22 protein-coding genes are annotated in these 25,402 nt (G+C 72.7%); 6 read left to right on the forward strand and 16 right to left on the reverse strand.

The annotated features are described in order from the left end of the window. Positions 1–4: 4 nt before the first annotated feature. Complete coding sequence (locus IE225_RS12205; protein WP_190057463.1) at positions 5–700, reverse strand: NUDIX hydrolase; 696 nt, start codon at positions 698–700, stop codon at positions 5–7. Positions 701–785: 85 nt separating this feature from the next. Then, positions 786–1,772, reverse strand: coding sequence for an endonuclease III (nth, locus tag IE225_RS12210; protein WP_190057464.1), 987 nt, complete (start codon positions 1,770–1,772; stop codon positions 786–788). A gap of 275 nt (positions 1,773–2,047) precedes the next feature. Here nth and IE225_RS12215 point away from each other — a divergent pair, with 275 nt between their 5' ends. Then, positions 2,048–2,722 carry a Crp/Fnr family transcriptional regulator gene (locus IE225_RS12215; protein ID WP_029382547.1) on the forward strand — a complete coding sequence of 225 codons (675 nt, stop codon included), beginning with the start codon at positions 2,048–2,050 and terminating at the stop codon, positions 2,720–2,722. Between the two features lie 148 nt (positions 2,723–2,870). Here the strand turns inward: IE225_RS12215 and IE225_RS12220 are convergent, their stop codons facing one another. The 4 genes from IE225_RS12220 to sp36 form a co-directional block, all read right to left on the reverse strand. Beyond that, the gene (locus IE225_RS12220; protein ID WP_190057465.1) at positions 2,871–3,701 is read right to left on the reverse strand and encodes an MBL fold metallo-hydrolase; all 831 of its coding nucleotides are present in this window, start codon (positions 3,699–3,701) and stop codon (positions 2,871–2,873) included. Positions 3,702–3,927: 226 nt separating this feature from the next. Then, positions 3,928–4,794, reverse strand: a complete 867-nt coding sequence (locus tag IE225_RS12225; RefSeq protein ID WP_190057466.1) for an NUDIX hydrolase — start codon at positions 4,792–4,794, stop codon at positions 3,928–3,930. A gap of 278 nt (positions 4,795–5,072) precedes the next feature. Then, complete coding sequence (locus IE225_RS12230; RefSeq protein WP_190057467.1) at positions 5,073–5,546, reverse strand: RidA family protein; 474 nt, start codon at positions 5,544–5,546, stop codon at positions 5,073–5,075. After that, positions 5,543–5,701 (reverse strand): Sp36 family protein, encoded by a 159-nt coding sequence (gene sp36, locus IE225_RS12235; protein ID WP_003991873.1) that lies wholly within the window; start codon positions 5,699–5,701, stop codon positions 5,543–5,545. The genes IE225_RS12230 and sp36 overlap by 4 nt, the downstream gene beginning before the upstream one ends. 72 nt (positions 5,702–5,773) lie before the next feature. Here sp36 and bagA point away from each other — a divergent pair, with 72 nt between their 5' ends. Next, a complete protein-coding gene (bagA, locus tag IE225_RS12240) occupies positions 5,774–6,751 on the forward strand; it encodes an ATPase BagA (RefSeq protein WP_190057468.1) in 978 nt (325 codons plus the stop codon). Continuing rightward, a complete protein-coding gene (gene bagB / locus IE225_RS12245) occupies positions 6,748–8,229 on the forward strand; it encodes an ATPase BagB (protein ID WP_229879469.1) in 1,482 nt (493 codons plus the stop codon). Before bagA ends, bagB begins: the two co-directional genes overlap by 4 nt. Before the next feature lie 454 nt (positions 8,230–8,683). Here the strand turns inward: bagB and wblA are convergent, their stop codons facing one another. Further along, positions 8,684–9,022 carry a transcriptional regulator WblA gene (wblA, locus tag IE225_RS12250; protein ID WP_190057469.1) on the reverse strand — a complete coding sequence of 113 codons (339 nt, stop codon included), beginning with the start codon at positions 9,020–9,022 and terminating at the stop codon, positions 8,684–8,686. A gap of 633 nt (positions 9,023–9,655) precedes the next feature. On the opposite strand from wblA, the gene IE225_RS12255 reads away from it, so the two are divergent. Then, a complete protein-coding gene (locus IE225_RS12255) occupies positions 9,656–11,944 on the forward strand; it encodes a transglycosylase domain-containing protein (protein ID WP_190057470.1) in 2,289 nt (762 codons plus the stop codon). A 79-nt stretch (positions 11,945–12,023) separates the two neighbouring features. Here the strand turns inward: IE225_RS12255 and IE225_RS12260 are convergent, their stop codons facing one another. The 6 genes from IE225_RS12260 to IE225_RS12285 all read right to left on the reverse strand — a co-directional run bounded on the left by IE225_RS12260 (position 12,024) and on the right by IE225_RS12285 (position 18,213). Further along, positions 12,024–12,488: a GatB/YqeY domain-containing protein gene (locus IE225_RS12260; protein WP_190057471.1), complete on the reverse strand. Its 465-nt coding sequence runs from the start codon at positions 12,486–12,488 to the stop codon at positions 12,024–12,026. Between the two features lie 233 nt (positions 12,489–12,721). Beyond that, on the reverse strand, positions 12,722–14,731 hold the full coding sequence (locus IE225_RS12265) for a hypothetical protein (protein ID WP_190057472.1): 2,010 nt from the start codon (positions 14,729–14,731) through the stop codon (positions 12,722–12,724). A gap of 297 nt (positions 14,732–15,028) precedes the next feature. After that, positions 15,029–15,508: a DUF5994 family protein gene (locus IE225_RS12270; protein WP_229879470.1), complete on the reverse strand. Its 480-nt coding sequence runs from the start codon at positions 15,506–15,508 to the stop codon at positions 15,029–15,031. Positions 15,509–15,624: 116 nt separating this feature from the next. Then, positions 15,625–17,034: a DEAD/DEAH box helicase gene (locus IE225_RS12275; protein WP_190057473.1), complete on the reverse strand. Its 1,410-nt coding sequence runs from the start codon at positions 17,032–17,034 to the stop codon at positions 15,625–15,627. A gap of 382 nt (positions 17,035–17,416) precedes the next feature. Then, a complete protein-coding gene (locus tag IE225_RS12280; protein WP_007383480.1) occupies positions 17,417–17,620 on the reverse strand; it encodes a cold-shock protein in 204 nt (67 codons plus the stop codon). A gap of 218 nt (positions 17,621–17,838) precedes the next feature. After that, complete coding sequence (locus tag IE225_RS12285) at positions 17,839–18,213, reverse strand: MerR family transcriptional regulator (RefSeq protein ID WP_190057474.1); 375 nt, start codon at positions 18,211–18,213, stop codon at positions 17,839–17,841. 367 nt (positions 18,214–18,580) lie between these two features. Between IE225_RS12285 and IE225_RS12290 the strand changes: the two genes are divergently transcribed. After that, a complete protein-coding gene (locus IE225_RS12290) occupies positions 18,581–18,985 on the forward strand; it encodes a DUF5994 family protein (protein ID WP_190057475.1) in 405 nt (134 codons plus the stop codon). A gap of 143 nt (positions 18,986–19,128) precedes the next feature. On the opposite strand, the gene IE225_RS12295 is transcribed toward IE225_RS12290, so the two are convergent. After that, positions 19,129–19,770 (reverse strand): class I SAM-dependent methyltransferase, encoded by a 642-nt coding sequence (locus IE225_RS12295; RefSeq protein ID WP_190057476.1) that lies wholly within the window; start codon positions 19,768–19,770, stop codon positions 19,129–19,131. A 444-nt stretch (positions 19,771–20,214) separates the two neighbouring features. Between IE225_RS12295 and IE225_RS12300 the strand changes: the two genes are divergently transcribed. Then, entirely contained in the window at positions 20,215–23,376 is a 3,162-nt protein-coding gene (locus IE225_RS12300; protein WP_190057477.1) for an ATP-binding protein, read from the forward strand. A 105-nt stretch (positions 23,377–23,481) separates the two neighbouring features. Here IE225_RS12300 and IE225_RS12305 read toward each other — a convergent pair whose 3' ends face one another. Together IE225_RS12305 and IE225_RS12310 are read right to left on the reverse strand one after the other, a co-directional pair. Further along, positions 23,482–24,276, reverse strand: coding sequence for an ABC transporter permease (locus IE225_RS12305; RefSeq protein WP_190057478.1), 795 nt, complete (start codon positions 24,274–24,276; stop codon positions 23,482–23,484). Beyond that, positions 24,273–25,361: an ATP-binding cassette domain-containing protein gene (locus IE225_RS12310; protein WP_229879471.1), complete on the reverse strand. Its 1,089-nt coding sequence runs from the start codon at positions 25,359–25,361 to the stop codon at positions 24,273–24,275. Before IE225_RS12310 ends, IE225_RS12305 begins: the two co-directional genes overlap by 4 nt. Positions 25,362–25,402: the final 41 nt, after the last annotated feature.

Raw genomic sequence — 25,402 nt, forward strand, 5'->3', positions numbered from 1 at the left:
CCTGTCATGAGCGCCAGTCGAGCGGGACCAGCCTCCCTTGGTCCCACGGCTCCTCCCAGCCCGCGAAGTGCAGCAACCGGTCGATCACCCCGGCCGTGAACCCCCACACCAGGGTCGATTCGACCAGGAATGCCGGGCCTCGGTGGCCGCTGGGGTGGACGGTCGTGGCGCGGTTGGCCGGGTGGGTGAGATCCGCCACGGGCACGGTGAAGACGCGGGCGGTCTCGCGCGGATCGACGACGCCCACCGGGCTGCGTTCGCGCCACCAGCCCAGCACCGGGGTCACGACGAAGCCGCTGACCGGGATGTACAGCTTGGGCAGGACGCCGAAGAGCTGGACGCCCGCCGGGTCCAGGCCGGTCTCCTCCCGGGCCTCGCGCAGCGCGGCCCGCAGCGGGCCCTCGCCGTCCGGATCGCCGTCCTCCGGATCGAGCGCGCCGCCGGGGAAGGACGGCTGCCCGGCGTGCGACCGGAGCGAACTCGCCCGCTGCATCAGCAGCAGCTCCGGGCCGCGCTCCCCCTCGCCGAACAGGATGAGCACGGCCGACTGCCGCCCGGCACCGTCCTCGGGCGGCAGGAAGCGGCTGAGCTGCGGCGGCTGGACGGTCTCGGCGGCGCGCACGACCGGGGCCAGCCACTTGGGCAGTCCCTGCGTGGACAGCGCCACCGGGCTGCCCTGCGTGTCGCTCGCGCGTGTCATCGCCACCCCCGTCGTTCTGCTGGATCCAACGTGCGACGGCCCGGAGATCGTTCCGGCCGGGGGACGGGACCTGCCGTCCCGTCCGTCATCCGGCCCCCAGCGGAGGCGCGGGCCTGCCGCCGGCGTCGAGGTAGGCCTGCGGAGGCCGCAGGCGCTGGCCGGGGAAGCCGCCCTTTTCGTACTTCAGCAGCTTCTTCGCCTTTTCCGGATCGGTCTCGCCCTCGCCGTACGCCGGGCACAGCGGCGCGACGGGGCAGGCGCCGCAGGCGGGCTTGCGGGCGTGGCAGATGCGGCGGCCGTGCCAGATGACGTGATGCGACAGCATCGTCCAGTCGCTCTTGGGGAAGAGCGCGCCGACGGCGGCCTCGATCTTGTCGGGGTCGGTCGCGTCGGTCCACTTCCAGCGCCGTACCAGCCGCTGGAAGTGCGTGTCGACGGTGATGCCGGGCCGGCCGAAGGCGTTGCCGAGCACGACGAAGGCGGTCTTGCGGCCGACGCCGGGCAGCTTGACGAGGTCCTCCAGGCGGCCGGGCACCTCGCCGCCGAACTCCTCCACCAGCGCCTTCGACAGGCCCATCACCGACTTCGTCTTCGCGCGGAAGAAGCCGCACGGGCGCAGGATCTCCTCGACCTCCTCCGGGTTGGCGGCGGCCAGGTCCTCCGGGGTCGGGTACTTCGCGAACAGCGCCGGCGTCGTCTGGTTCACCCGCAGGTCGGTGGTCTGCGCGGACAGCACCGTGGCGACCAGGAGCTGGAAGGGGTTGTCGTAGTCCAGCTCCGGGTGGGCGTACGGGTACGTCTCGGCCAGGATGCGGTTGATCCGCCGGGCCCGGCGCACGAGCGCGGTGCGCGACTCCTCCTTGGCAGGCTTGGCAGGCTTGGCGGATTTGACAGGTTTGGCGGGTTTGTCGGGCTTGGCGGGTTTCCCGGCGGACCCGGGTGCGGCCGTGCCGGCTGGCGTCTTCTTCGAGGCCGCCACCCCCTTTTCCGACGCTTTCTTCACAGTCGCCCGCTTCGCAGCCTTCGCCGGTTTTGCCGGTTCTCCACCGCCCTCGGACCCTTGTTCGCCCAAAGCGGAATCCTGCCGTACAACCACCCGCCCAGCTCCCTCGGCCTGTGCTCTCACCGGCGTTTCGGACACCCGGCCAGCCTAAAGCCCGGCGCCGACATCCGCCCGGGACCCGGAGAATCGGTCCCCGATCGGACCCCTGCCGCATACCCACGGACACCGGTGCGGCATCCTTGTGACAGATCACACTGTTTGGATCGTCCGGCAAAATGGGGACCACGGTCCCCTGTGCAAGTGGGGGAGCACGTTCCCCGAGCAGGTCGACAAGGAGAGAACTCGTGGACGACGTTCTGCGGCGCAACCCGCTCTTCGCGGCGCTCGACGACGAGCAGGCCGCGGAGCTCCGCGCCTCCATGAGTGAGGTGACTCTCGCCCGCGGCGACTCGCTGTTCCACGAGGGCGACCCGGGCGACCGTCTGTACGTGGTCACCGAAGGCAAGGTCAAGCTCCACCGCACGTCGCCCGACGGCCGCGAGAACATGCTCGCCGTCGTGGGCCCCGGCGAGCTCATCGGCGAGCTGTCGCTGTTCGACCCGGGCCCGCGCACCGCGACCGCCACCGCGCTGACCGAGGTGAAGCTGCTCGGTCTCGGCCACGGCGACCTGCAGCCCTGGCTGAACGCGCGCCCCGAGGTGGCCGCCGCCCTCCTGCGGGCCGTCGCCCGCCGGCTGCGCAAGACCAACGACGCCATGTCCGACCTCGTCTTCTCGGACGTGCCCGGCCGCGTGGCCCGCGCCCTGCTGGACCTGTCCCGCCGCTTCGGCGTGCAGTCCGAGGAGGGCATCCACGTGGTGCACGACCTCACGCAGGAGGAACTCGCCCAGCTGGTCGGCGCCTCCCGCGAGACCGTGAACAAGGCCCTCGCCGACTTCGCCCAGCGCGGCTGGCTGCGCCTGGAGGCGCGGGCGGTGATCCTGCTGGACGTGGAGCGGCTCGCCAAGCGCTCGCGCTGACGCCGCCCGGTCCAGGTCGGCCCGGCCCCGGTCGTACGCGCACCCGGTCCCGGTCGTACGCGCGCCCGGTCCCAGACGTACGCGCAAGGGCCCGCCTCCCCGGGGAGGCGGGCCCTTGTCCGTGCCGTGCGGAGGCTCCCGTACGGGGCTAGATCAGCCCGCGTTCCTCCAGGTAGACGAGCTGCGCCCGCACCGACAGCTCCGCCGCCGGCCACAGGGAGCGGTCGACGTCGGCGTAGACGTGGGCGACGACCTCGGCCGGGCTGCGGTGGCCGTTCTCGACGGCCGTCTCCACCTGGGCGAGGCGGTGGGCGCGGTGGGCGAGGTAGTACTCGATGGCGCCCTGCGCGTCCTCCAGGACGGGGCCGTGTCCGGGCAGCACCGTGTGCACCCCGTCGTCGACCGTCAGCGACCTCAGGCGCCGCAGCGAGTCCAGATAGTCGCCGAGCCGGCCGTCGGGGTGGGCGACGACCGTCGTACCGCGTCCCAGCACGGTGTCGCCGGTGAGGACCGCGCGGTCGGCCGGGAGGTGGAAGCTCAGGGAGTCCGCGGTGTGGCCCGGGGTGGGTACGACCCGCAGCTCCAGGCCGCCGACCTCGATGACGTCCCCGGCACCCAGGCCCTCGTCGCCGAGCCGCAGCTCCGGATCGAGGGCGCGCACGCGCGTGCCGGTCAGTTCGGCGAAGCGGGCGGCGCCCTCGGCGTGGTCCGGGTGGCCGTGGGTGAGCAGGGTGAGGGCGATGCGCTTGCCGGCCTGCTCGGCGACCTCGACGACACGGCGCAGGTGGCCCTCGTCCAGGGGACCCGGGTCGACGACGACGGCCAGGGCGGAGCCGGGTTCCGACAGGATCCAGGTGTTGGTCCCGTCCAGGGTCATGGCGGAGGGGTTGGGCGCGAGGACGTTGACGGCCCGCGCGGTGGCGGGACCGGTGCGAACCTCGCCCCGCGGCCGGCCGGGAAGCACTGGTGCGTCCGTCATGCGTAGGGACCTCTCTGGCCATTCTTGCCGGTCTGGGCGGACTTCGGCGCACGGCGCGGTATGCGGATTCCGCTGATTTCAGCCGGTTCCGCCGCTTCAGCCGCTTTCGCTACTTCTGTTGCTTCTGACGCTTCTGTTGCTTCTGGCGCTTCTGTTGCTTCTGGCGTTTCCGCTGCCGGTGCCGCTTCCGTCGTTCTCGTGCGGCCCGCGGTGGCGCCGGGACCGGTCACCCGGGCGTCCCGCCCGGCGCGACGTGCTGGGTGAACTCGTCGTGGCCCGGCCAGGACAGCACGATCTCGCCGTCCTCCAGGCGGGCCTGCGCCAGCACCGGCGTCAGGTCGCGGCCGGGCGCCGCGGCGAGCGCCTCGGCGGCGGTGGCGTACGGCAGGAGCTGGCGCAGGGTGGCGATCGTCGGCGGCATCATCAGCAGCTCGCCCCGGTCGTAGGCGGCCGCGGCCTCGGCCGGGCGGATCCACACCGTGCGGTCGGCCTCCGTGGAGACGTTCCGGGTGCGCTGGCCCCGGGGGAGGGCGGCGACGAAGAACCAGGTGTCGTAGCGGCGCGGCTCGAACTCGGGGGTGATCCAGCGCGCCCACGCGCCCAGCAGGTCGGAGCGCAGCACGAGGCCGCGGCGGTCCAGGAACTCGGCGAAGCTCAGCTCGCGCGCGACGAGGGCGGCGCGGTCGGCCTCCCAGTCGTCGCCGGTGGTGTCGCCGACGACGGTGTCGGGTGTGGGGCCGGCGAGCAGGACGCCCGCCTCCTCGTACGTCTCCCGCACGGCGGCGCAGACGATCGCCTGGGCGGCGGTCTCGTCGACGCCGAGCCGGTGTGCCCACCACGCGCGCGTGGGGCCCGCCCAGCGGACGTGGTGCTCGTCGCGCGGGTCGACGCCGCCGCCCGGGTACGCGTACGCGCCCGCGGCGAAGGCCATGGAGGCGCGCCGGCGCAGCATGTGCACGGCGGGCCCGGTGTCGGTGTCCTTCAGGAGCAGGACGGTGGCCGCGCGCTTGGGGGCGACCGGTGTGAGGGTGCCGGCCGCGAGCGCGCGGATGCGGTCCGGCCACTCCGGGGGGTACCACTGCCCGTTTGCCATGGCCGGAGGCTATCCCGTACCGGGCGGATGTTCGAGTGGCACGATCACCGGCGGTCCCGAGCCCGCTCCCGAGCCCGGTGCCGGTCACGGACCCGGCCGTGGAACCGGCTGCGGACCCGTCGCGAAACCGGTCGTAAAAAATTGGCCGCGGACCGGCCGCGGACACCGACTACGGACCGGCCGCGGAACCGATCATGAAAAACCGGCCGCGGCCCGGCCGCGGCCCCGGCCGTGAAGCTCCGGCCGCGAGGCCGACCGCGGCCCCGGTCGCACAGCGGTCAGGCGGCGTCGGTCAACTCCACCTGGATCTCGACCTCCACCGGGGCGTCCAGCGGCAGCACCGCCACGCCCACCGCGCTGCGCGCGTGCACGCCCTTGTCGCCGAGCACCTCGGCGAGCAGCTCGCTGGCGCCGTTGACGACGCCGGGCTGGCCGGTGAAGTCCGCCGCGGAGGCGACGAAACCGGTGACCTTCACCACGCGCGCGATGCGGTCGAGGTCGCCCGCGACGGACTTGACGGCGGCGAGCGCGTTCAGGGCGCAGGTGCGGGCCAGGCCCTTGGCCTCCTCGGGGGTGACCTCGGCGCCGACCTTGCCGGTGACCGGCAGCTTGCCGTCGACCATGGGCAGCTGCCCGGCGGTGTAGACGTACGGGCCGGAGCGCACGGCGGGCTGGTAGGCGGCCAGCGGCGGCACGACCTCCGGCAGGGTCAGGCCGAGTTCGGCGAGCCTGGCCTCGACGGCGCCGCTCACTGCTTCTCCCGCTTCAGGTAGGCGACGAGCTGCTCGGGGTTGTTCGGCCCGGGCACGACCTGCACGAGCTCCCAGCCGTCCTCGCCCCAGGTGTCCAGGATCTGCTTCGTGGCATGGACGAGCAGCGGCACGGTTGCGTATTCCCACTTGGTCATGCGGCTGACTGTAGCCGCTGTTGTCCACAGGCTCCCGCGTAGGGAGTGCACCGACTGGTTACGCTCGAATACGTGAGCAGGCTCCAGGTCGTCAGCGGCAAGGGCGGAACCGGCAAGACCACGGTGGCCGCGTCCCTCGCGCTGGCCCTCGCCACGGAGGGGAAGCGGACGCTTCTCGTCGAGGTCGAGGGCCGCCAGGGCATCGCGCAGCTCTTCGAGACGGAGGCGTTGCCGTACGAGGAACGCAAGATCGCGGTCGCGCCGGGCGGCGGGGAGGTGTACGCCCTGGCCATCGACCCCGAGCTGGCCCTGCTGGACTACCTCCAGATGTTCTACAAGCTCGGCGGCGCGGGGCGGGCGCTGAAGAAGCTCGGCGCCATAGATTTCGCCACCACCATCGCGCCCGGGCTGCGCGACGTGCTCCTGACCGGCAAGGCGTGCGAGGCGGTGCGCCGCAAGGACCGGCGCGGGCGGTTCGTGTACGACTACGTCGTCATGGACGCCCCGCCCACGGGCCGCATCACGCGCTTTCTGAACGTGAACGACGAGGTGGCGGGCCTGGCGAAGATCGGCCCGATCCACAACCAGGCGCAGGCCGTGATGCGGGTGCTGAAGTCGGCGGAGACGGCCGTGCACCTGGTGACGCTGCTGGAGGAGATGCCGGTCCAGGAGACCGCGGACGGTATCGCCGAGCTGCGCGCGGCGCGGCTTCCGGTGGGCCGGATCATCATCAACATGGTGCGGCCAAAGGTGTTGGACGCGGCCGATCTGGAACTCGTGCGGGCGGTCCCGCGTGCCTCCGTCGCCCGGGCGCTGTCGTCCGCCGGGCTCGGCGGGGCGCGGCGCGGCGGTCACGCCGAGCGGCTCGTCGAGCCGCTGCTCGCGCAGGCCGAGGAGTACCGCGAGCGGTACGTCCTGGAGCAGGAGCAGCGGGGTGTGCTGGGCGAGCTGGGTCTGCCGGTGCACGAACTGCCGCTGCTCGCCGAGGGCATGGACCTGGCGGGACTGTACGAACTGGCGACCGAGCTGCGCAGACAGGGGATCTCATGAGTCCGGACCCGGCCCACGGACGCGACACCGACCGCCTCGCGGCGTCCTCCCCGACGACCGGAGAGTCCCCGACGTCCTCCCCGACGACCGGAGAGTCCTCGGCGTCCTCCGCCTCCGCCGCGGGTGTGCACGATCCCGTCCGTCACCTGGCGCCCGCGCGTGCGCTGCGCGTCGATCCGCTGCTCGACGACCCGGGGACCCGCATCATCGTGTGCTGCGGCTCCGGCGGTGTCGGCAAGACGACCACGGCCGCCGCGCTGGGCCTGCGCGCCGCCGAGCGCGGCCGCAAGGTGGTCGTGCTCACCATCGACCCGGCCAAGCGGCTCGCCCAGTCCATGGGCATCGACTCGCTGGACAACGTCCCGCGCCGGGTGAAGGGCACCGAGGGCGACGGCGAGCTGCACGCGATGATGCTCGACATGAAGCGCACCTTCGACGAGGTCGTCGAGGCGCACGCGGACCCGGAGCGGGCCGCCGCGATTCTGGCCAACCCCTTCTACCAGTCCCTCTCCGCGGGCTTCGCCGGCACGCAGGAGTACATGGCGATGGAGAAGCTCGGCCAGTTGCGGGCCACCGACGAGTGGGACCTGATCGTCGTCGACACCCCGCCGTCCCGCTCCGCCCTGGACTTCCTCGACGCGCCGAAGCGGCTCGGTTCCTTCCTCGACGGGCGGCTGATCCGGCTGCTGACGGCGCCGGCGAAGCTGGGCGGCCGGGCCGGCATGAAGTTCCTCAACGTCGGCATGTCGATGATGACCGGCACCCTCGGCAAGCTGCTGGGCGGTCAGCTCCTGAAGGACGTGCAGACGTTCGTGTCGGCGATGGACACCACCTTCGGCGGGTTCCGCCGGCGCGCGGACGCCACGTACAAGCTGCTGCAGGCGCCCGGCACGGCGTTCCTGGTGGTCGCGGCCCCCGAGCGGGACGCGCTGCGCGAGGCGGCCTACTTCGTGGAGCGCCTCGCCGAGGAGCGGATGCCGCTGGCCGGCCTGGTCCTCAACCGGGTCCACGGCAGCGACGCCGCCCGGTTGTCGGCCGAGCGGGCGCTCGCCGCCGCGGAAAATCTTGAGGACTCCCGCATTGTGGATCAGGAGGACGGGAAGGCACTACTGCGTAACTCTCCCGACACACAAGGCAGTTCTGAATCCTCCACGTCATCCCCGGCGTCTCCCGCGCCCGCGTCAGGGTCCGAGGCCGACTCCCCCGGCCCGGACCAGCTCCCCGACCAGGGCCGGTCGGTGGAGCAGCTCACCGCGGGTCTGCTCAGGCTGTACGCCGAGCGGATGCAGTTGATCGCCCGCGAGCAGCGCACCCGGGACCGCTTCACCGCCCTGCACCCCGAGGTCGCGGTGGCGGAGGTGGCCGCCCTGCCCGGCGACGTCCACGACCTGGCGGGGCTGCGGGACATCGGCGAACGGCTGGCCGCGGCGGGGCAGCAGGCGGCACCACCGGCCGCTGCGGAGGCCGCCGACGCCTGAGCGCGGACGCGTGCGGCTGAGGCGTACGCGCACGTCTGCGGCGGACGCGCACGGCGTTCGACGCTGCGGCGTATGTGACGCCGCAGGCATACGTGACGTCGAGGCGTCCATGCTGCTGAGGCGTACGTGACGCTGCGGCATGCAGGGCGCTGAAGCATGCAAGGCGCTGAGGCGTGCGCGCGGTGCGTGACGGGTGCGTGTGACGCCTGATGACACGTACAGACCACGTACAGACAGCGACACGTACGGATGGCGACACGTACAGACGGCGTCTGCCCCGTACGCGCGGCGTCCGACGCGCGCACGGCGCCCGAGCGTGCGTACGGCTCAGCCCGGCTGCCCGGAGGCCGGAGATGGGCCCGACGGCCCTGGCGCCGGACGGACGCGGACGGCCCACGGCCCGAGGGCGCTTCGGCGGCAGCGGACCGAGGGTCCGCCGACTCCCCGAGGCCCGTCAGCTCACCGCCGCGTAATTCTCGTACACCCGGTCGTCGTCGAGGGAGGAGATGCCCGCCCCGCGCTCGTACTCCATGCGAGCCGTCTCCAGGAGCCGGCGCCACGAGGTGACGGTGGGCCGCCGGCGCAGCAGGGCGCGCCGCTCCCGCTCCGTCATGCCTCCCCACACGCCGAACTCGACGCGGTTGTCCAGCGCGTCCGCCAGGCACTCCGTGCGTACCGGGCATCCCGTGCACACGGCCTTGGCCCTGTTCTGCGCTGCTCCCTGAACGAACAGTTCGTCCGGATCGGTAGTGCGGCAGGCGGCCTGCGCACTCCAGTCGGTAACCCAGCCCATACCGGCGCCGTCCTCTCCCGAATCGAGGCTCCCCCACGGCGGCGGCGGCATATTCACCACCGCCAGTTGAGGACGTTACGGAAGGCGGGCACGGTGCAACACCCCCTTCGGGCCCAATCTTGAATGGCCCGAACGGACTATGGGTAAGCGGCAGATCACCCGGGCGAGTGAGCTGGCGACATACGCGACGTTCCCGGCGAACCAGGACCGATACGGCGCGCCACAGGGGACGTCAAGTGACACACGAGGTCTATTCGGACGCACCGTCAACACGCCCGCGGCGCATCCCCGGCATCCGTCGGTGGCAGGCCCCTGTGGAAGAGGGCCGAGAAGATTCCGAACGTTTCGAGGCCGCCGTACGTATGGATACGTGGCCGCACTGCTGTGACTGCCGGGAGCAAGCTTAGGCCAATGCATGTACGCCTGTCCGGCAAATGGCGAGGGAGGCGGCCGACGCCGGCACGCCGTGCCGTACCGCATCGGTACGTTCGGGACGTATCGCGCGGCCCTTCACCGCGTACCGCGCGGCTCCTCACCGCGTACCGTGCAGTCCCTCACCACGTAGCGTGCCGTCCCTCACCGCGTACCGTGCGGTCCCTCGGAACGCCCCCGGCTTGCGATTAGGCTGCCCCCATGCCAAAGAAGCGCTCGGGCGGCGGCCTCTCGCCCACGCAGCAGGCCGCCAAGTTCCTCGGTGTCAGTGTGCTCGCGGGAGCGGTGCTGGCCGGCATCGCCCTGCCCGCGGCCGGCACGCTGGGGCTGGCGGCCAAGGGTTCCGTCGAGGGGTTCGACGAACTCCCGGCCAACCTCAAGACCCCGCCGCTGAGCCAGCGCACCACGATCCTCGACAGCGAGGGCGACCAGATCGCCCAGGTCTACTCCCGCAACCGCATCCTGGTCGAGCTGAAGGACATCTCGCCCTACATGCAGAAGGCGATCGTCGCGATCGAGGACTCGCGCTTCTACCAGCACGGCGCGGTCGACCCCAAGGGCGTGCTGCGTGCGCTGAGCCGCAACGCCCAGAGCGGCGGCGTCGCCCAGGGCGGCTCGACGCTCACCCAGCAGTACGTGAAGAACGTCTTCGTCGAGGAGGCCGGCGACGACCCGACGAAGGTCGCGCAGGCCACCGCGCAGACCCTCGGCCGCAAGATCAAAGAGCTGAAGTACGCGATCCAGGTCGAGAAGGAGCTCGGCAAGAAGAAGATCCTCGAGAACTACCTGAACATCGCCTTCTTCGGCCAGCAGGCCTACGGCGTCGAGGCCGCCTCCCAGCGTTACTTCTCCAAACACGCCAAGGACCTCAACCTCCAGCAGGCGGCGCTGCTGGCCGGCATCGTGCAGTCGCCGACCCGCTACGACCCGGTCAACGACGAGACGGAGGCGATCCGGCGCCGCAACGTCGTGCTGCAGCGCATGGCCGACCTCGGCGACATCTCCCAGCAGGAGGCGGACCGCGCGAAGAAGACCCCGCTCGGCCTGCACCTCACCCAGCCGAAGAACGGCTGCATCACGGCCGTGAAGGGCGCCGGCTTCTTCTGCAAGTACGTCGAGCACGTCTTCCTCAACAGCCCGGTCTTCGGCAGGACGCGCGAGGAGCGCGCCAAGATCTGGAACCAGGGCGGGCTGACGATCCGCACCACCCTCGACCCGCAGGCCCAGGAGTCGGTGCAGGACTCGATCAGGCAGCACGTCTACAAGTCCGACAAGGTCGCCGCGGCCGCCGTCCTCGTCCAGCCCGGTACCGGCAGGATCCTGGCGATGGGTCAGTCGAAGCCGTACGGCTACGGCAAGAACGAGACGGAGTACAACTACTCCGTCGACCGGGACATGGGCGGCTCCAACTTCGGCTTCCCGACCGGTTCGACGTTCAAGCCGTACGTCGCCGCGGCGGCCCTGGAGGAGGGGCGGCCGCCGACGCAGGAGTACTCGTCGCCGTACGAGATGGAGTACCCGAGCCCGGTGCAGACGTGCAGCGGGCGGCCGTGGAAGAACCTCGAGCACGCCAAGGTCGAGAACGAGAGCGAGTCGGAGGTGGGCCCCTTCCGGCTGAAGGAGGCCATGGCGAAGTCGGTCAACACCTACTTCGTGCAGATGATCTCCGACATCGGCCTGTGCCCGGTGCGGAAGATGACCGACGCGCTGCACGTCGTGCAGGGCGACGGCGAGAAGCTGCCCGAGCGGCCCGCCATCGCGCTGGGCTCGGTGGGCATCTCCCCGCTGCGCATGGCGACCGCGTACGCCGCCTTCGCCAACCGCGGCGTGTACTGCTCCCCCGTCGCCATCGAGTCGGTCACCCGGCGGGTCGGCACCCGGCAGAAGTCGCTGCCGGTGCCCAAGTCGACGTGCTCGCGGGCCATGTCGGAGACGACCGCCGACACCGTCAACACGCTGCTGCGCGGCGTGGTCGACTCCGGCACCGGCCGGGAGGCGGGCCTGTCCGACCGCGACAACGCCGGCAAGACGGGTACGACGGACGAGCGCCGCAACGCGTGGTTCGTCGGCTACACCCCGAACCTCTCCGGCGCGGTCTGGGTCGGCAGCGCCACCCAGAAGGTCAAGATGGTGGACATCACCATCGGCGGCGTCTACCACGACCTCGTCTACGGCGGCCAGGTCCCCGGTCCGATCTGGAAGGACGCCATGACCGGCGCCCTCGCCGGCCAGGACTCGCCCTCCTTCCACCTCGTCGACATCCCCGACGACAAGGACCGCGACAAGGGCCACGGCCACGACAACGGCGACGGCGATGGCAACAACGGTGACAACGGCGGCTTCCTCGGCGGCCTGATCGGCGGCGGCAACGGCGACGGCGGCAACGACGGCGGCGCCTTCCCGACGCCCTCGTTCTCCCTGCCGGGCAACTTCTTCCAGGGGCAGGGCAACGGCGGCGGCAACGGCAACGGGGGCTGGCGCCGACGCTAGCGGCGACGCGACACGGCTGCGGTCCCCGCCCTGCGCAGGGCGGGGACCGCAGCCGTCGGACCGTCGGCGGACCGGCCGCTCAGCCGGCCAGCGCCTTCTTCACCGCGGCGGCGACCCGCCCGCCCTCGGCGCGGCCGGCCACCTTCGGGTTGACGATCTTCATGACGGCGCCCATGGCCTTCGGGCCCTCCGCGCCGCCCGCCTTCGCCTCGGCGACGGCCTGCGCGACCAGTTCCTCCAGCTCCGCGTCGGTGAGCTGCTGGGGCAGGTACGCGGCGAGCACCTCCCCTTCCGCCTTCTCCCGCTCGGCCTGCTCGGCCCGCCCGCCCTGTGCGAAGGCCTCGGCCGCCTCGCGGCGCTTCTTGGCCTCCCGCGTGATCACCTTCAGCACCTCGTCGTCCGACAGCTCCCGCTTCTCCTTGCCCGCGACCTCCTCCTTCGTGATCGCGGCCAGGGTCAGGCGGAGCGTCGAGGAGCGCAGCTCGTCGCGCTCCTTGATCGCGGTGTTCAGGTCGTCCTGCAGCTTGGACTTGAGCGTGGTCATGGCTGAATTGTCGCAGGTGCCGCGATGGGGCGCGCGGAATTACCGGGAGCGCCCCTCGCACGCCCGCGAGCCGGAGGTCGGAGGTCGGCGACCGACGCCGGTGATCGATGACCGACGGCCGACGACCGGTGATCGATGACCGACGGCCGACAATCGGTGATCGATGACCGACGGCCGACAATCGGCCCCCGGTGCCCGGCGACCGGCGAATGACCGACGGCCCGCCGTCCGTCTCAGGCCGCCTGTTCCGCGATCGCCTCCGCGCGCTCCGCCGCCGCCTTGGCCGCCAGGGCGTTGCAGGCGGTGTTGAAGCGCTCCAGGGACGTTGGGCGGTCGGGGCCCAGGACGTACTCCTTGAGGGCGCGGCGGTGCGGCGCCATCGGGTCGTCGTACGGGGCGCGGACCGAGCGCAGGATCTCCGGCAGGCGGGTGCACGCGCGGTCGAGGAGGTAGGCGCCGCCGGCCGTGGTGTACGCGGCCCGGAACTCCTCGTCGGGCAGGTCGCGCGGGTTGGTGAGGACGTACGGCTTGAGACTGGCGACGAAGTCGGCGACGACCGAGGAGATGTCGCTGACGAGGAGGTCCGCCTGGTTGAAGCACTCGTACAGCGTCGGCAGCTGGTCGAGGACCACCTGGTGTCGGACCGGGCCCCGGCTCTCCCAGAAGATCCGGTGCCATGCGGCGCACAGCTCCTGCCACTCGGCCGCGGCCGCGCGGTCCGGGACGCGCGCCTCGCGCATCTGCTGGGCGTCGTCGCCCCGGAGCCGGCCGGACAGTTCGTCGAGGCGGGCCCGTATCTCCCGCAGCCGCGGTCCGGCGGCGGCGAGGGCGGCCTCCGCCTCGGCGGCGCCACGCCGCTGGTTGTCGGCGCGCAGCAGTTCCCGGATCGCCCGGTCGGCGGCGGCCGCCTCGGCCGAGCGCCTGCCGGTGAGCGGGTGCGGCTTGTACAGGACCCGCACCTCCTCCGCGAGGAGCCTTTCGACCAGGGGCACGCCCATGGGGATCAGGGAGGTGTGGCAGTCGTCGTCGCTCCAGCCCTCCCAGGTGGGGGCGTACAGGACGGTGGGCAGCGGGCCGGGGACGTGGTCGGCGTGCAGGCGGATCGGGGCGAGCTGGGGGCGGCCCACCTCGACGATGGCGCTGTCGCTGATGGCGTGCCGGACGCGCCGGTAGCGGTCGCGGCCCGCACGGCCGGCCACCCAGATCTCGTCGTACACCTTGCTGACGCGGTTGCTGCTGGCGAGCTTGTCGCTGTCGCCGTGGCCGATGAAGACGTGCTTGGCCTCGGCGACGCGCAGCATGTGCACGTTCTTGCCGGCGTTGCCCGGGTAGAGGACGACGCGGACGGTGGACAGCTCCAGCTCGGCCAGGTCGTCGGCCCTGGGCACGCAGACCACCGGGATCCAGGTGCGGCTGAGGTAGCGGAAGGAGGCCCGCTCCCGGAGGATGATCACCGGGCGCAGGTCGAGCCGCTCCAGCGTCTCGATCCACATGTTGACCTGGTACATGAAGTCCCGGGAGACCGCGGCGAAGCTGAAGTACAGCGCCACCTCGGGCCGGTACTCGGCCAGCCGGCGGTTGACCTGGGCGAAGACCTCGTCCCGTCCGGGCATCCGGCGCGCCCTGCGGTACTGCCCCAGCAGCGCGACCACGGCCGCGACGCTCGCGCCGGCGGTGAGGGCGAGGCCGCCCCAGGCCGGTCCCCGGGCGCCGGTGGCCAGCGCGGTCAGCAGTCCGGCGTGGGCCGCCAGGTCCAGGTGGAGCAGCTTGCGCAGGAAGCGCCTCTCGAGGAGGGCGGGCGGCTGCTTCGGTATCGGCAGCGCGCTCAGGTCCAGGTTGCGTACCACCAGGGGCAGCACCCGACGCCGGCGGATGGCGTGGTGCACCGCCGTGTACAGCATCGTCAGCGCGAAGTGCGCGCCGAACACGGTGAACGCGGCGACCAGCACCGCGTCCGGCGCGTCCAGCCGGCCGGCCAGGGCCAGCAGCATCACCGTGCGCAGGGCGAACCGCATGCTGCGGTCGAGGTGCAGCGTCGCCAGGCGCCGCACGAAGCCCGGCGCCCGCGCGTGCAGGGCCTCGTCCGCGGCGTACGTCACGGCCGACGCCGCCGCGAAGCCCCACAGCGACGGCAGCAGCGCGCAGACGGGCAGCGCGGCGAAGCCGGCGCCGAGCAGGAGCGCGAGCAGCAGGTCGGTCGCCCCGCGCACGCGCAGGACTCCGCACAACCGACGGATCATCATGGACAGTGCTCCCCCCTCGTGGTTCTTCCGGCCGGACGCGCGGACAGACCTGAGTTCGCCGTGTTCGACAGGGGAAGCGCGGGGAGAGTTGTACACCTCGCGTACGGAAAATGTTCATCTTCTGCCGGCGGCGGAGCGGAACACGTCACCGCGGGAGGTGTCCGTTTCCTCCAGAGGCCGCTTCCTCCAGAGGCCGGTTCCGCCGGAGGCCGGTTCCGCCGGAGGCCGGTTCCGCCGGAGGCCGGTTCCGCCGGAGGCCGGTTCCGCCGGAGGCCGGTTCCGCCGTGGGCCGGGCGGTCAGGTGGTGCCGAAACCCGCCTCGGCCAGCGCCAGCAGGTGCGGGGCCGTCAGCGCGTTGTGCGGGTCGGCGGCGGTGGTCAGCAGCCAGTCGGCCGCTGCGGCGGACTCGCCGGGCGGGACGACCAGCAGCTCCCGGCGCCCTGCGGCGCCGCAGTCCAGCATGATGGCGTGCGTCTCGGTGACGACCCCCGACAGCGCCACCTCGATCACGTGACCGGGCGCCATCACCGTGCGCGGGACGTCGGGCCAGGCCGCCGTGTCCACCGTGACACGGGTGACGGTGCCGAGGCCGGGACCGAGTGCGACGAGCAGCGCCGGCAGCTCCAGTTCCAGCACGTGGCTGCGCGGCCACCAGGCACCGTCCAGCGGGCCGTGACCGGCGTTCGGAAGGAGCCTCAGCCTGGCCGCGGGCATCCGGTACGTACGCGACCCGCCCGCCGGGGCGCCCGCCGCGAAGCTTCCGGTGACGTCCTTCATGCGACCCCTCTCCGACGGCTCCTTGCCGTCCGGCCTCGTCGTGCGCTCGGACCTGGTGTGGTGTCGGCGTGGGCGTTGGTGCTGCCGGTGCCCCGCGCGTCTTCCCGCGGGGGCGGCTAACGGGGTGTGCGCGCGGAGGACCGACGGCCCCGTCCGCCACGACCGCGGCCGGAGGAGCCGGGACCGCGGCCGGAGGGATCGGGGCGTTCGGCGGCCGGCGCGGTGACGGTGACGGGGATCCCGGAGGGCGTCCGGGCGCCGGTGATGCGGTGCAGTTCGGCATCGCCCGGACGGACCCGGGCGGTGCGCGGGGTGATGCCGGCGTCGGCCATCAGCCGGTCCACCGCGCGGCGCTGGTGCGGCAGGACGAGGGTGACGACGGTGCCGGACTCGCCGGCGCGGGCGGTACGGCCGCCGCGGTGCAGGTAGTCCTTGGGGTCACCGGGCGGGTCGACGTTGACGACGAGGTCGAGGTCGTCGACGTGCAGGCCGCGGGCCGCGACGTTGGTGGCCACCAGGACCGTGATGTGGCCGTCCTTGAACTGGGTGAGCGTCCGGGTGCGCTGCGGCTGGGACTTGCCCCCGTGCAGGGCCGAGGCCCGCACACCGGCGGACAGCAGGCGCCTGGCCATCCGGTCCACCGCGTGCTTGGTGTCCAGGAACATGATCACTCGTCCGTCGCGGGCGGCGATCTCCGTGGCGGTGGCGTGCTTGTCGGTGTCGTGCACGTGCAGCAGGTGGTGCTCCATGGTGGTGACGGCGCCCGCCGCCGGGTCGACCGAGTGGACCACGGGATCGTGGAGGTAGCGGCGGACGAGCAGGTCGACGTCGCGGTCGAGGGTGGCCGAGAACAGCAGGCGCTGCCCGTCGGGCCCCACTTGGTCGAGGAGGGCGGTCACCTGCGGCAGGAAGCCCATGTCGGTCATCTGGTCGGCTTCGTCCAGGACGGTGACGCCGACGCGGTCCAGCCGGCAGTCGCCGCGCTCGACGAGGTCCCGCAGGCGGCCGGGTGTCGCGACGACGACCTCGGCGCCGTCGCGCAGCGCACGCGCCTGCGGACCGATCGACACACCGCCGACCACCGTGACGATCCGCAGCCGCAGGGCCCGGGCGTAGGGGGTGAGCGCGGCGGTGACCTGCTGGGCCAGTTCCCGGGTCGGTACGAGGACGAGGGCGAGCGGCTGCCGGGACTCGGCCCGCTGCCCGTCCAGGCGGGCCATCAGGGGCAGGCCGAAGGCGAGCGTCTTGCCCGAGCCGGTGCGGCCGCGGCCCAGGACGTCACGGCCGGCCAGCGCGTTCGGCAGCGTCGCCGCCTGGATCGGGAAGGGCGCGGTCACGCCCTTGGCGCGCAGCGTGGTCAGCAGGCGCCCGGGCATGTCGAGGTCGGCGAACGCCTCCACCGCCGGCAGCGCCTCGGTGCGGACGGCCGGCAGGGCGAACTCCCCCCGGCGGGCGGTGGGCCGCGCCCTCTTCCCGCTCCTGCGCGAGCGGCTGCCCCGCGCGGAGCCCGTGGGGGTTCTGTTCATGGGGAAACCTTCCTCGAAGCGGCGGCACGTGCCGAGTGATTTCTCCCGAGCCCGTTCCTTCCGGTTGCGGACCGCACCAGGAATCCCAGGGCGAGCCGAAGAATCGTGAACCGACCGGTCCGGTCAGTGAGGGGAAAAGACCAGGCGGAACGGAAAGGAAAAACCCGGGAGGCCGAGAGGGGAGGAGAGGGAATCAGGAAGCCGGAGCGAACGAGAGGAAAACGCGAGAGACATGGAAGGCGCGGGAGACGTGGAAGGCGCGGAAGAAATGGGAGACGCGGGAGACGCGGGAAAACAATGGGCTGGGGCCCGCACCCCGAAGTGCGGGCCCCAGCCACATGGTTCGCGTCGGCGTCAGCGCCGGCGCTGGTTCGCGTCAGCGTCAGGCGGGAACGATGTTCTCGGCCTGCGGGCCCTTCTGGCCCTGCGTGACGTCGAAGGTCACCTTCTGGCCCTCCTGAAGCTCGCGGAAGCCGGAGGTGGCGATGTTCGAGTAGTGGGCGAACACGTCGGCGCCGCCGCCGTCCTGCTCGATGAAGCCGAAGCCCTTTTCCGCGTTGAACCACTTCACGGTGCCAGATGCCATATTGAATCTCCCTCGGGGGCAGTGCCGGGATCCGCACTTTGCGGACCCCGAGTCGCCGCTGTGATCACCCCTCCGGAGAATCCCGGAAAGCTCCGCAAAGAAACATGTCTTTGGTAACCAAAACCGCAACTGCCACTACGCTAGCACAGGCTGCCGGAAAATCGCACACCGTACGAAATTCTCCACCTGCCGGACCGCGTATTTCTGCATCGGCCGCGTCAGGTATCCGCACCAGGCCGGGCATCCGCACCGGGCCGGGCATCCGCTCCCCGCTCGTCCAGTTCGCGGCGCATTTCCTCGTTCTGCCGGAGGGCCTCCTCGAGTTGGTCCTCCAGGGCGATGATGCGGCAGGCGGCCTCGATGGGAGTGCCCTGGTCGACGAGTTCGCGGGCACGGGCGGCGATACGCAACTGGCGGCGGGAGTAACGGCGGTGGCCGCCCTCGGAACGCAGCGGCGTGATCAGCCCGGCCGCGCCGACGGCCCGGAGGAAGGCGGGTGTGGTGCCGAGGATGTCGGCGGCCCGCCCCATGGTGTAGGCCGGGTAGTCGTCGTCGTCGAGGTTGCCGGCGCCAGGGGAGTTGTCAGCGGGCATAGCACCTTGTTCCGGGGACGTGGCGAGGAACCCGGGCGCGCGGCACCCGCGCTCCGAGGGCTTCGGCACCGTCTGCCTGATGCGACAACCCTAACTCCCCGGGTCCGGACAAGTGCTCCAGCCACCACAGATTCCCCTCCCTCGCGGGGACAAATCCGAGTCCGACGCGAAACCGCAGCGTGCCACCCGGCGGCAGGAGCAGGCGTACGGTTGAGGTAACCGGGACCTCCGCCGCGCCACGCACCGGACTGCTCGCACGGCACCGCTCCCCTCCCCCGGTTCGGCACCGGTCAGCCCCTCCCGGCCGACCACCCCACCTCGGACGGACGCCGCCCGGCGCCGGGCCGCACACCCCACAGGAGCCGTCATGGACGCCGCCCCACCTCCACTCCACTCCCCGACCTCGGCGACCTCGGCCCGCCTGCGGCTCGCGGCGCAACCGGAGCACGGCAGACAGCCCCGGGCGATCGACGGCGCGTGGTGGCCCCGCTCCTACGACCTGGCGGCCGAACTCCCCGCGCTCCTGGCCGAGTTGCCGCCCGACTGCGGTGAGATCACCAGCGTGACGGTCAGCTCCGCCCTCTGGCCCGCCGGCCCCGCTCGCATACTCGTCGCCGACCGGCCCGTCCGCCTGTGCAGGACGACCCACGCGTCGCAGGACCCGCCCACCATCTGCCTCCTCGCCCCCGGCTGCGGCCGCCTGGACCTCCTGGTGGTGCCGCCCGACGCGTCGGAGACGGACGCGCGGCGCCTGATGGACAGCGTGACCTGAGGCCCTCGCCCGGTGAGCCGGCGGGCCGGTGGAGGGCGGTGCGCGACGGGCGCCGCGGGCGGGGGCCCCGCGCGGGCGGATGATCACTCGGTCCGCCTGTCCCGGCGTATCACCCGTCCCGGCGTATCACCCGTCCCCGCGTATCACCCGTCCCTGCGCATCAGCAGATGACCCCGACGGTACCGCTCCTCCTCGCCCGGCTCGCGCAGCATCCGTCCGACCTCGGTGAACCCGGCCTCGCCGGCCGGCTTCGCGAGTTCGTCGACCGGCCACCGGTAGGCGGTCAGCACCTTGTGGTCGAACGCCGCGACCGGCCCGCCCTCCGACTCGAAGAAGGCGAGCAGGAGGTGGCCGCCGGGCGCGAGCATCCGCCGGAACTCGGTGAGGTACGCGGGCACGTCCCGCGGCGGGATGTGGATGACCGAGTACCAGGACACGATGCCCCGCAGCGTGCCGTCGGCCAGGTCCAGGGCGTCCATGGAACCGACCTCGAACCGCAGGTCCGGGTAGGCCTTGCGGGCCAGTTCGATCATCACCGGCGACAGGTCGACACCGAAGACGTCCAGCCCCAGGTCCCGCAGGTGCGCGGTCACCCACCCGGGGCCGCATCCCAGTTCGGCCACGGGCCCGGCGCCGGTGCTCCGCACGAGTTCGGCGAACGCGGCGAGCACGGCGCGGTCCAGCGGGAGGGCGTCGAGCGCGTCGCGGAACAGTTCGACGTAGCGGACGGCGACGGCGTCGTAGGCGTCCGCGGTCGCGTCGAGGTACGAGGCGGGTTCGGCCACCCCGGACGATAAAGGCGACGAAGGCGGCGAGGCGGGTTCGGTCGGCACGGCCGGCGAGGCAGAAGCGGTCGTCCCAGACGGCGAGGCAGGAGTGGTCGTCGCAGGTGACGAGGCGGGTTCGGTCATGGCCGAGGACACTAGTGCCTCCCCACCGGACCGATGACCGGACCGACGACCGGGCCTACGACCGACCCGTCGGCCAAACCCGTCGAACCGACCCGTCGGCCAGCCCCGTCGGCCAAACCCGTCGAACCGACCCGTCGGACCGACCCGTCGGACCGACCCGTCGGCCAGCCCCGTCGGCCAAACCCGTCGAACCGACCCGTCGGACCGACCCGTCGGCCAGACCCGTCGGCCAGACCCGTCGGCCAGCCCCGTCGGCCAGCCCCGTCGGCCAGCCCCCGGCAGGACATGAACCTGCCGGACACCCCCTAATCTGCACCTGTGACGACCGAGTTGGTCCTGCTGCCCCGAGTCGCCTGGCGTGGACGGGAGATCACCGCGCCCCGGCTGCGCGGGTTGTTGGCGTTGCTCGCGCAGGAGTTGCGCACCGGCTGCAGCACCGGCCGGCTGGTGGAGGGGCTGTGGCCGGACGAGTTGCCGGAGCGGCCGGGCAAGGCGGTGCAGGTGCTGGTGTCGCGGCTGAGGGCGCTACTGGGCGCGGACCTGGTCGTGAGCACCCCGGCGGGTTACCGGCTGGCGCTGGAGGAGACGCGGGTCGACGCTTCGGCGCTGCTGCTGCACGAGGCGGCGAGCGCCGAGCACGCGCGGGCCGGGGACCACGAAGGCGCCCTGGCGCGGGCCGAGGCGGGCCTGGCCCTGTGGGACGGCGGTGTGGGCGCCGGAGCGGGGGAGGATCTGCACGATCCGGTGGTGGCGCTGCGCCTGGACCGGCTCCGGGCGCACCGTTCGCTGGTCCGCTCCCGGGCGCTCGCGCTGGCCCGGACGGGGCGGCGGGAGGAGGCCGCCGCGCCGCTGGCCGAGCTGGTCCGGGAGCGGCCGCGGGACGAGGAGGTGCTGGCGGAGCTGCTGCGCTGCGAGGCCGCCACGGCGGGGCGGGCGGCGGCGCTGAGCCGCTACGACGCCTACCGCCGCGGTCTGCGCGACGAGCTGGGGACCGATCCGGGGCCCGGCCTGCGGGCCGTGCACCAGGAGTTGCTGCGGGCGGACGTGCCGCCCGTCCGCCACGGCGTGCCGCACGAGGCGAACCCTCTGCTGGGGCGGGACACCGACATCGCCGCCGTGGCCGAGCTGCTGCGTCGGGCCCGGGTGGTCACCGTCGTCGGGCCCGGCGGACTGGGCAAGACCCGTCTCTCCCACGCGGTGAGCCGGGCGGCCGAGCAGCCTGTGGTGCACTTCGTCAGCCTGGTCGGTGTCACCGCCGACGAGGACGTGCCCGGGGAGGTGGCCTCGGCCGTCGGCGCCGGGGAGGGCCGGCAGTTCGCCGGCGGCACGGACCAGGACGTGGTGGGCGGCATCGTCGGTGTGCTGGGTCCGGGCCCCGCCCTGCTGGTGCTGGACAACTGCGAGCACGTGATCGCCGGCGCGGCCGGTCTCGTGCAGGAGCTGGTGGCGCGGTCGAAGGAGCTGCGGATCCTGGCCACCAGCCGCGCTCCGCTGGGGCTGACCTCGGAGTTCGTGTACGCCCTGCCGGAGCTCCCCCTGGAGACCTCGGTCGAGCTCTTCGAGCAGCGGGCGCGGGCCGCCCGGCCCGGCGTGGAGCTGCCCGCCGATCAGGTGGCCGAGATCTGCCGCCATCTGGACGGGCTGCCGCTGGCCGTGGAGCTGGCCGCGGCCCGGGTGCGGGTGCTCTCCGTGGCCGACATCTCGCGCCGGCTGCGGGACCGGTTCGCGTTGCTGCGCGGCGGCGCCCGCGACGCACCCGAGCGGCATCGCACGCTGCAGGCCGTGGTCGAGTGGAGCTGGAACCTGCTGGAGCCCGACGGCCGGGCGGCGCTGCGCGCGCTGTCGGTGTTCCCCGGCGGTTTCGCCGAGGACGCGGCGCAGTACGTGCTCGGCGAGACCGGGGACGCGCTGGCCCTGCTGGAGCAACTGGCCGACCAGTCGCTGATCAAGGTGGGCGACAGTCCTTCCGGGGTGCGTTTCCACATGCTGGAGACGCTGCGGGAGTTCAGCGCCGCCCGGCGCGCCGAGGCCGGCGAGGACGAGGGGGTGACCGACCGGTTCCTGTCCTGGGCGCGGGATTTCGGCCGGGCCCACCACGACGTGCTGTTCCGCGGCGATCCGCTGCCCTTCTGGATGCGCCTGCGGGCCGAGCAGGACAACCTCGTCCTGGCGCTGCGGTACGCGCTGGCCCGCGACGACGGGCCCACGATCGCGGCCGTCACCGCCGTACTGGCCTCCTTGTGGGCCACCGACACCCACTACGCCCGGCTCGCCGCGCTCGCCGCCGACACCGGCGGGCCGCTGTCCCGTTTCCGCCCCGGCCCCGAGGACGTCGAACCGACCCGCAGCGCGGCGGCGACGTGCACCGCCAGCCTCTTCATGGGCTACGGCCCGCACGCCGTACGCCATCTCGTCACGCTGCGCCGGCTGCCGCCCGCCCCGCCGGACACCCTGATGCGGGCGGCGGCCGTCGTGCTGTGCGCCGTGCCGGACATGCACCCGCCGCGGTACGCGCGGTTGCGGGAGCTGTGCGACGCCGACGAGCCCCTGCTGGCGGGTGTCGCGGCGGGCGTCGCCAGCTACGTGTGGGAATCCGAGCACGATACGGAACGCGCGCTCCGGTTCGCCCGCCGGATGCTCGACGCGCTGGAGCCGCTCGGCAACCCGGCCATGCACCTGCTCGGCCACGGGCGGATCAGCGAGCTGTGCCTGAAGACCGAACGGGGCGCGGAGGCGTACGACCATCTGCGCGCCGCGCTGGACGCGCTGGACGCGCTCGGCGAGACCGGCAAGGCCGGCGACTGGCTGGACGCGATCGGCGTCCGCTGGGGGCTGGTGCTCGCCTGCCTGCAGCGCGGGGAGGTCGACGAGGCGGAGTACTGGCTGGAGCTCGCCGCCCTGGACCGGCAGCCGGAGCCCGCCCAGATCTACGCCCCCGACCTGGCGGCCCGGGCGGAGATCGCGCTGGCCCGGGGGCTGACCGAGGTCGGGCTCGGGCTGTGGCGCCGGGCGGCGGAGCGGTTGCGGGAGGGCAGCCGGATGCAGGCCGGCGACCCGTTCGTGGAGCAGTGGTCGCTTCAGGTGCAGTCGACCGCGCTGGCGGCGCACGCGCTCCACGGCCGGCTCGAGCCGGTGGCCCACCTGGCCGAGCGGTTGCGGGAACGGCTGCTCGGGATGCTGTCCGGATCCTCGGACGACAGGTCCCCGGTGGAACTGCCGGTGTACGGCACGGTCCTGCTGGCGCTCGGCCTGGCCGGGCTGGCCGCGGGCGACACGACGGCCGTACGGCTGGTGGCGCTGGCGGAACGGATGCCGGTGATGCGGGAGTTCCCCACCCTGTCCTCGGCCCGGTCCCGGCAGGCGGCCGAGGACGCCGACCGGGCGGCGTACGCCGACGCGCGATCGGCGTACGCCGCCCTGGGGCGGGAGGAGCTGCGGGCCACGGCACTGCGCGAACTCACCGCAGCGGCTCGCAGTTGAACCGCGCCCTCACCGCCGCGGCTCGCGGTTGAACCGCGCCCTCACCGCCGCGGCTCGCGGTTGAACCGCGCCCTCACCGCCGCGGCTCACAGTTGAACCGTGTCCTCACCGCCGCGGTTCGCGGTTGAACCGCGCCTTGGACCACAGGTGGCCCAGCAGGGTCAGTCCCAGGCACCAGGCGACGGCCAACGCCGCGTTCCGGGTGCCGATCCCGCTGCCCAGCAGCAGCCCGCGCAGGGTCTCGATGGCGGGCGAGAACGGCTGGTACTCGGCGAACCAGCGGAACCAGCCCGGCATGGCGTCCACCGGCACGAACGCGCTGGACAGGAACGGCAGCATCACCAGCGGCGTCCCGATGTTGCTGGCGCCCTCGGGGTTGGGGCTCACCAGTCCGATGCCGACCGCGATCCAGGTGAGCGCGAGGCTGACCAGGGCCATCAGCCCGGCCGCCGCGATCCACTCCACCGGCGTCGCGTCGGGCCGGAAGCCGACGGCCACCCCGATGGCCAGGACCAGCACCAGAGCCGTCAACGTCTGGATCACGCTGCCGATCACGTGGCCGATCAGGACGGACGCGCGGGAGATCGCCATGGTGCGGAACCGGTTCATGATGCCCTCGGTCAGGTCGGTGGCCACGGACACCGCGGTGCCGAGCGAGGTCATGGCCACGGTCAGCAGCAGAATGCCGGGGACGAGGTAGGCGACGTAGTCGGAACGGTCCGCGTGACCGCCGTTGATGCCGGCGCTCATCACGTCGCCGAAGACGTACACGAAGAGCAGCAGCAGGATGACCGGGGTGAGCAGGAGGTTCAGGGTGAGGGAGGGGTAGCGGCGCGCGTGCAGGAGGTTGCGCCGCAGCATGGTGAGGTTGTCGCGGAAGGCGTGGGTGGCGGCGCTCATCGGACGGTCTCCTTGCCGGCGGACTGGGCGGACTCAGTGGACTGAGCGGACTGAGCGGACTGGGCGGACTTGATGGGCCCGGTGGGCCCGGTGGACCCGGTGGACCCGGCGGACCCGGTGGGCCGGGCGGGGGCGGTGGACCGGTCGGGTACGGAGCTGCCGGTCAGGGCGAAGAACACGTCGTCCAGGTCCGGGGTGTGCACGGACAGCTCGTCGGCCTCGACACCGGCGCTGTCGAGCCAGTCGAGGATGGCGCGCAGTTCGCGCTGGCTGCCGTCGCTGGGGATCTGCAGGGTCAGCGCCTCGTCGTCACGCGTCGTCTCACGCAGCGCGGTCGCCGCCCGCTCGTAGGCCGCCGGATCGGAGAAGCGCAGCCGCACATGGCCGCCGGGGACGAGCCGCTTGAGCTCCTCGGCACTGCCCTGGGCGACGAGTCGGCCGCCGTTGAGCACCGCGATGCGGTCGGCGAGCTGGTCGGCCTCCTCCAGGTACTGGGTGGTGAGAAAGACGGTGGTACCGCCGGAGACCAGCTCACGGATGATCTGCCACATGGTGTGGCGGGAACGCGGGTCGAGGCCCGTGGTCGGCTCGTCGAGGAAGATGATCCGCGGACTGCCGACCAAAGTCATGGCGATGTCGAGGCGGCGCTTCATGCCGCCGGAGTAGGTCGAGGCGGGCTTCTTCGCGACCTCGGCCAGGTCGAACCGCTCCAGCAGCTCGGCGATCACCCGCCGGCCCTCCGCACGGGGAAGGTGGTGCAGGTCGGCCATGAGGAGCATGTTCTCCTCGCCGGTGATCAGGCCGTCCACGGCGGAGAACTGGCCGGTGACCCCGATGGCGGCCCGCACCGCCTGAGCCTCGGCGACGAGGTCGTGCCCGGCGATCCGCGCCTGCCCGCCGTCCGCCGAGATCAAGGTGGACAGGATGTTGACCGCCGTGGTCTTGCCCGCGCCGTTCGGCCCGAGGAGGGAGAAGACCGTACCCGCGGGCACGTGGATGTCGATGCCGTCGAGGACGGTTTTGTCCCCGTAGGACTTGCGCAGCCCGGTGGCCGCGATCGCGAGTTCCTGGTCCGTCGTCGTCATGCCCCGGAGCGTGCGGCCGGGGAGATTCAGAACGACTTCAG

This window comes from Streptomyces echinoruber (assembly GCF_014651135.1).
Lineage (GTDB): Bacteria > Actinomycetota > Actinomycetes > Streptomycetales > Streptomycetaceae > Streptomyces > Streptomyces echinoruber.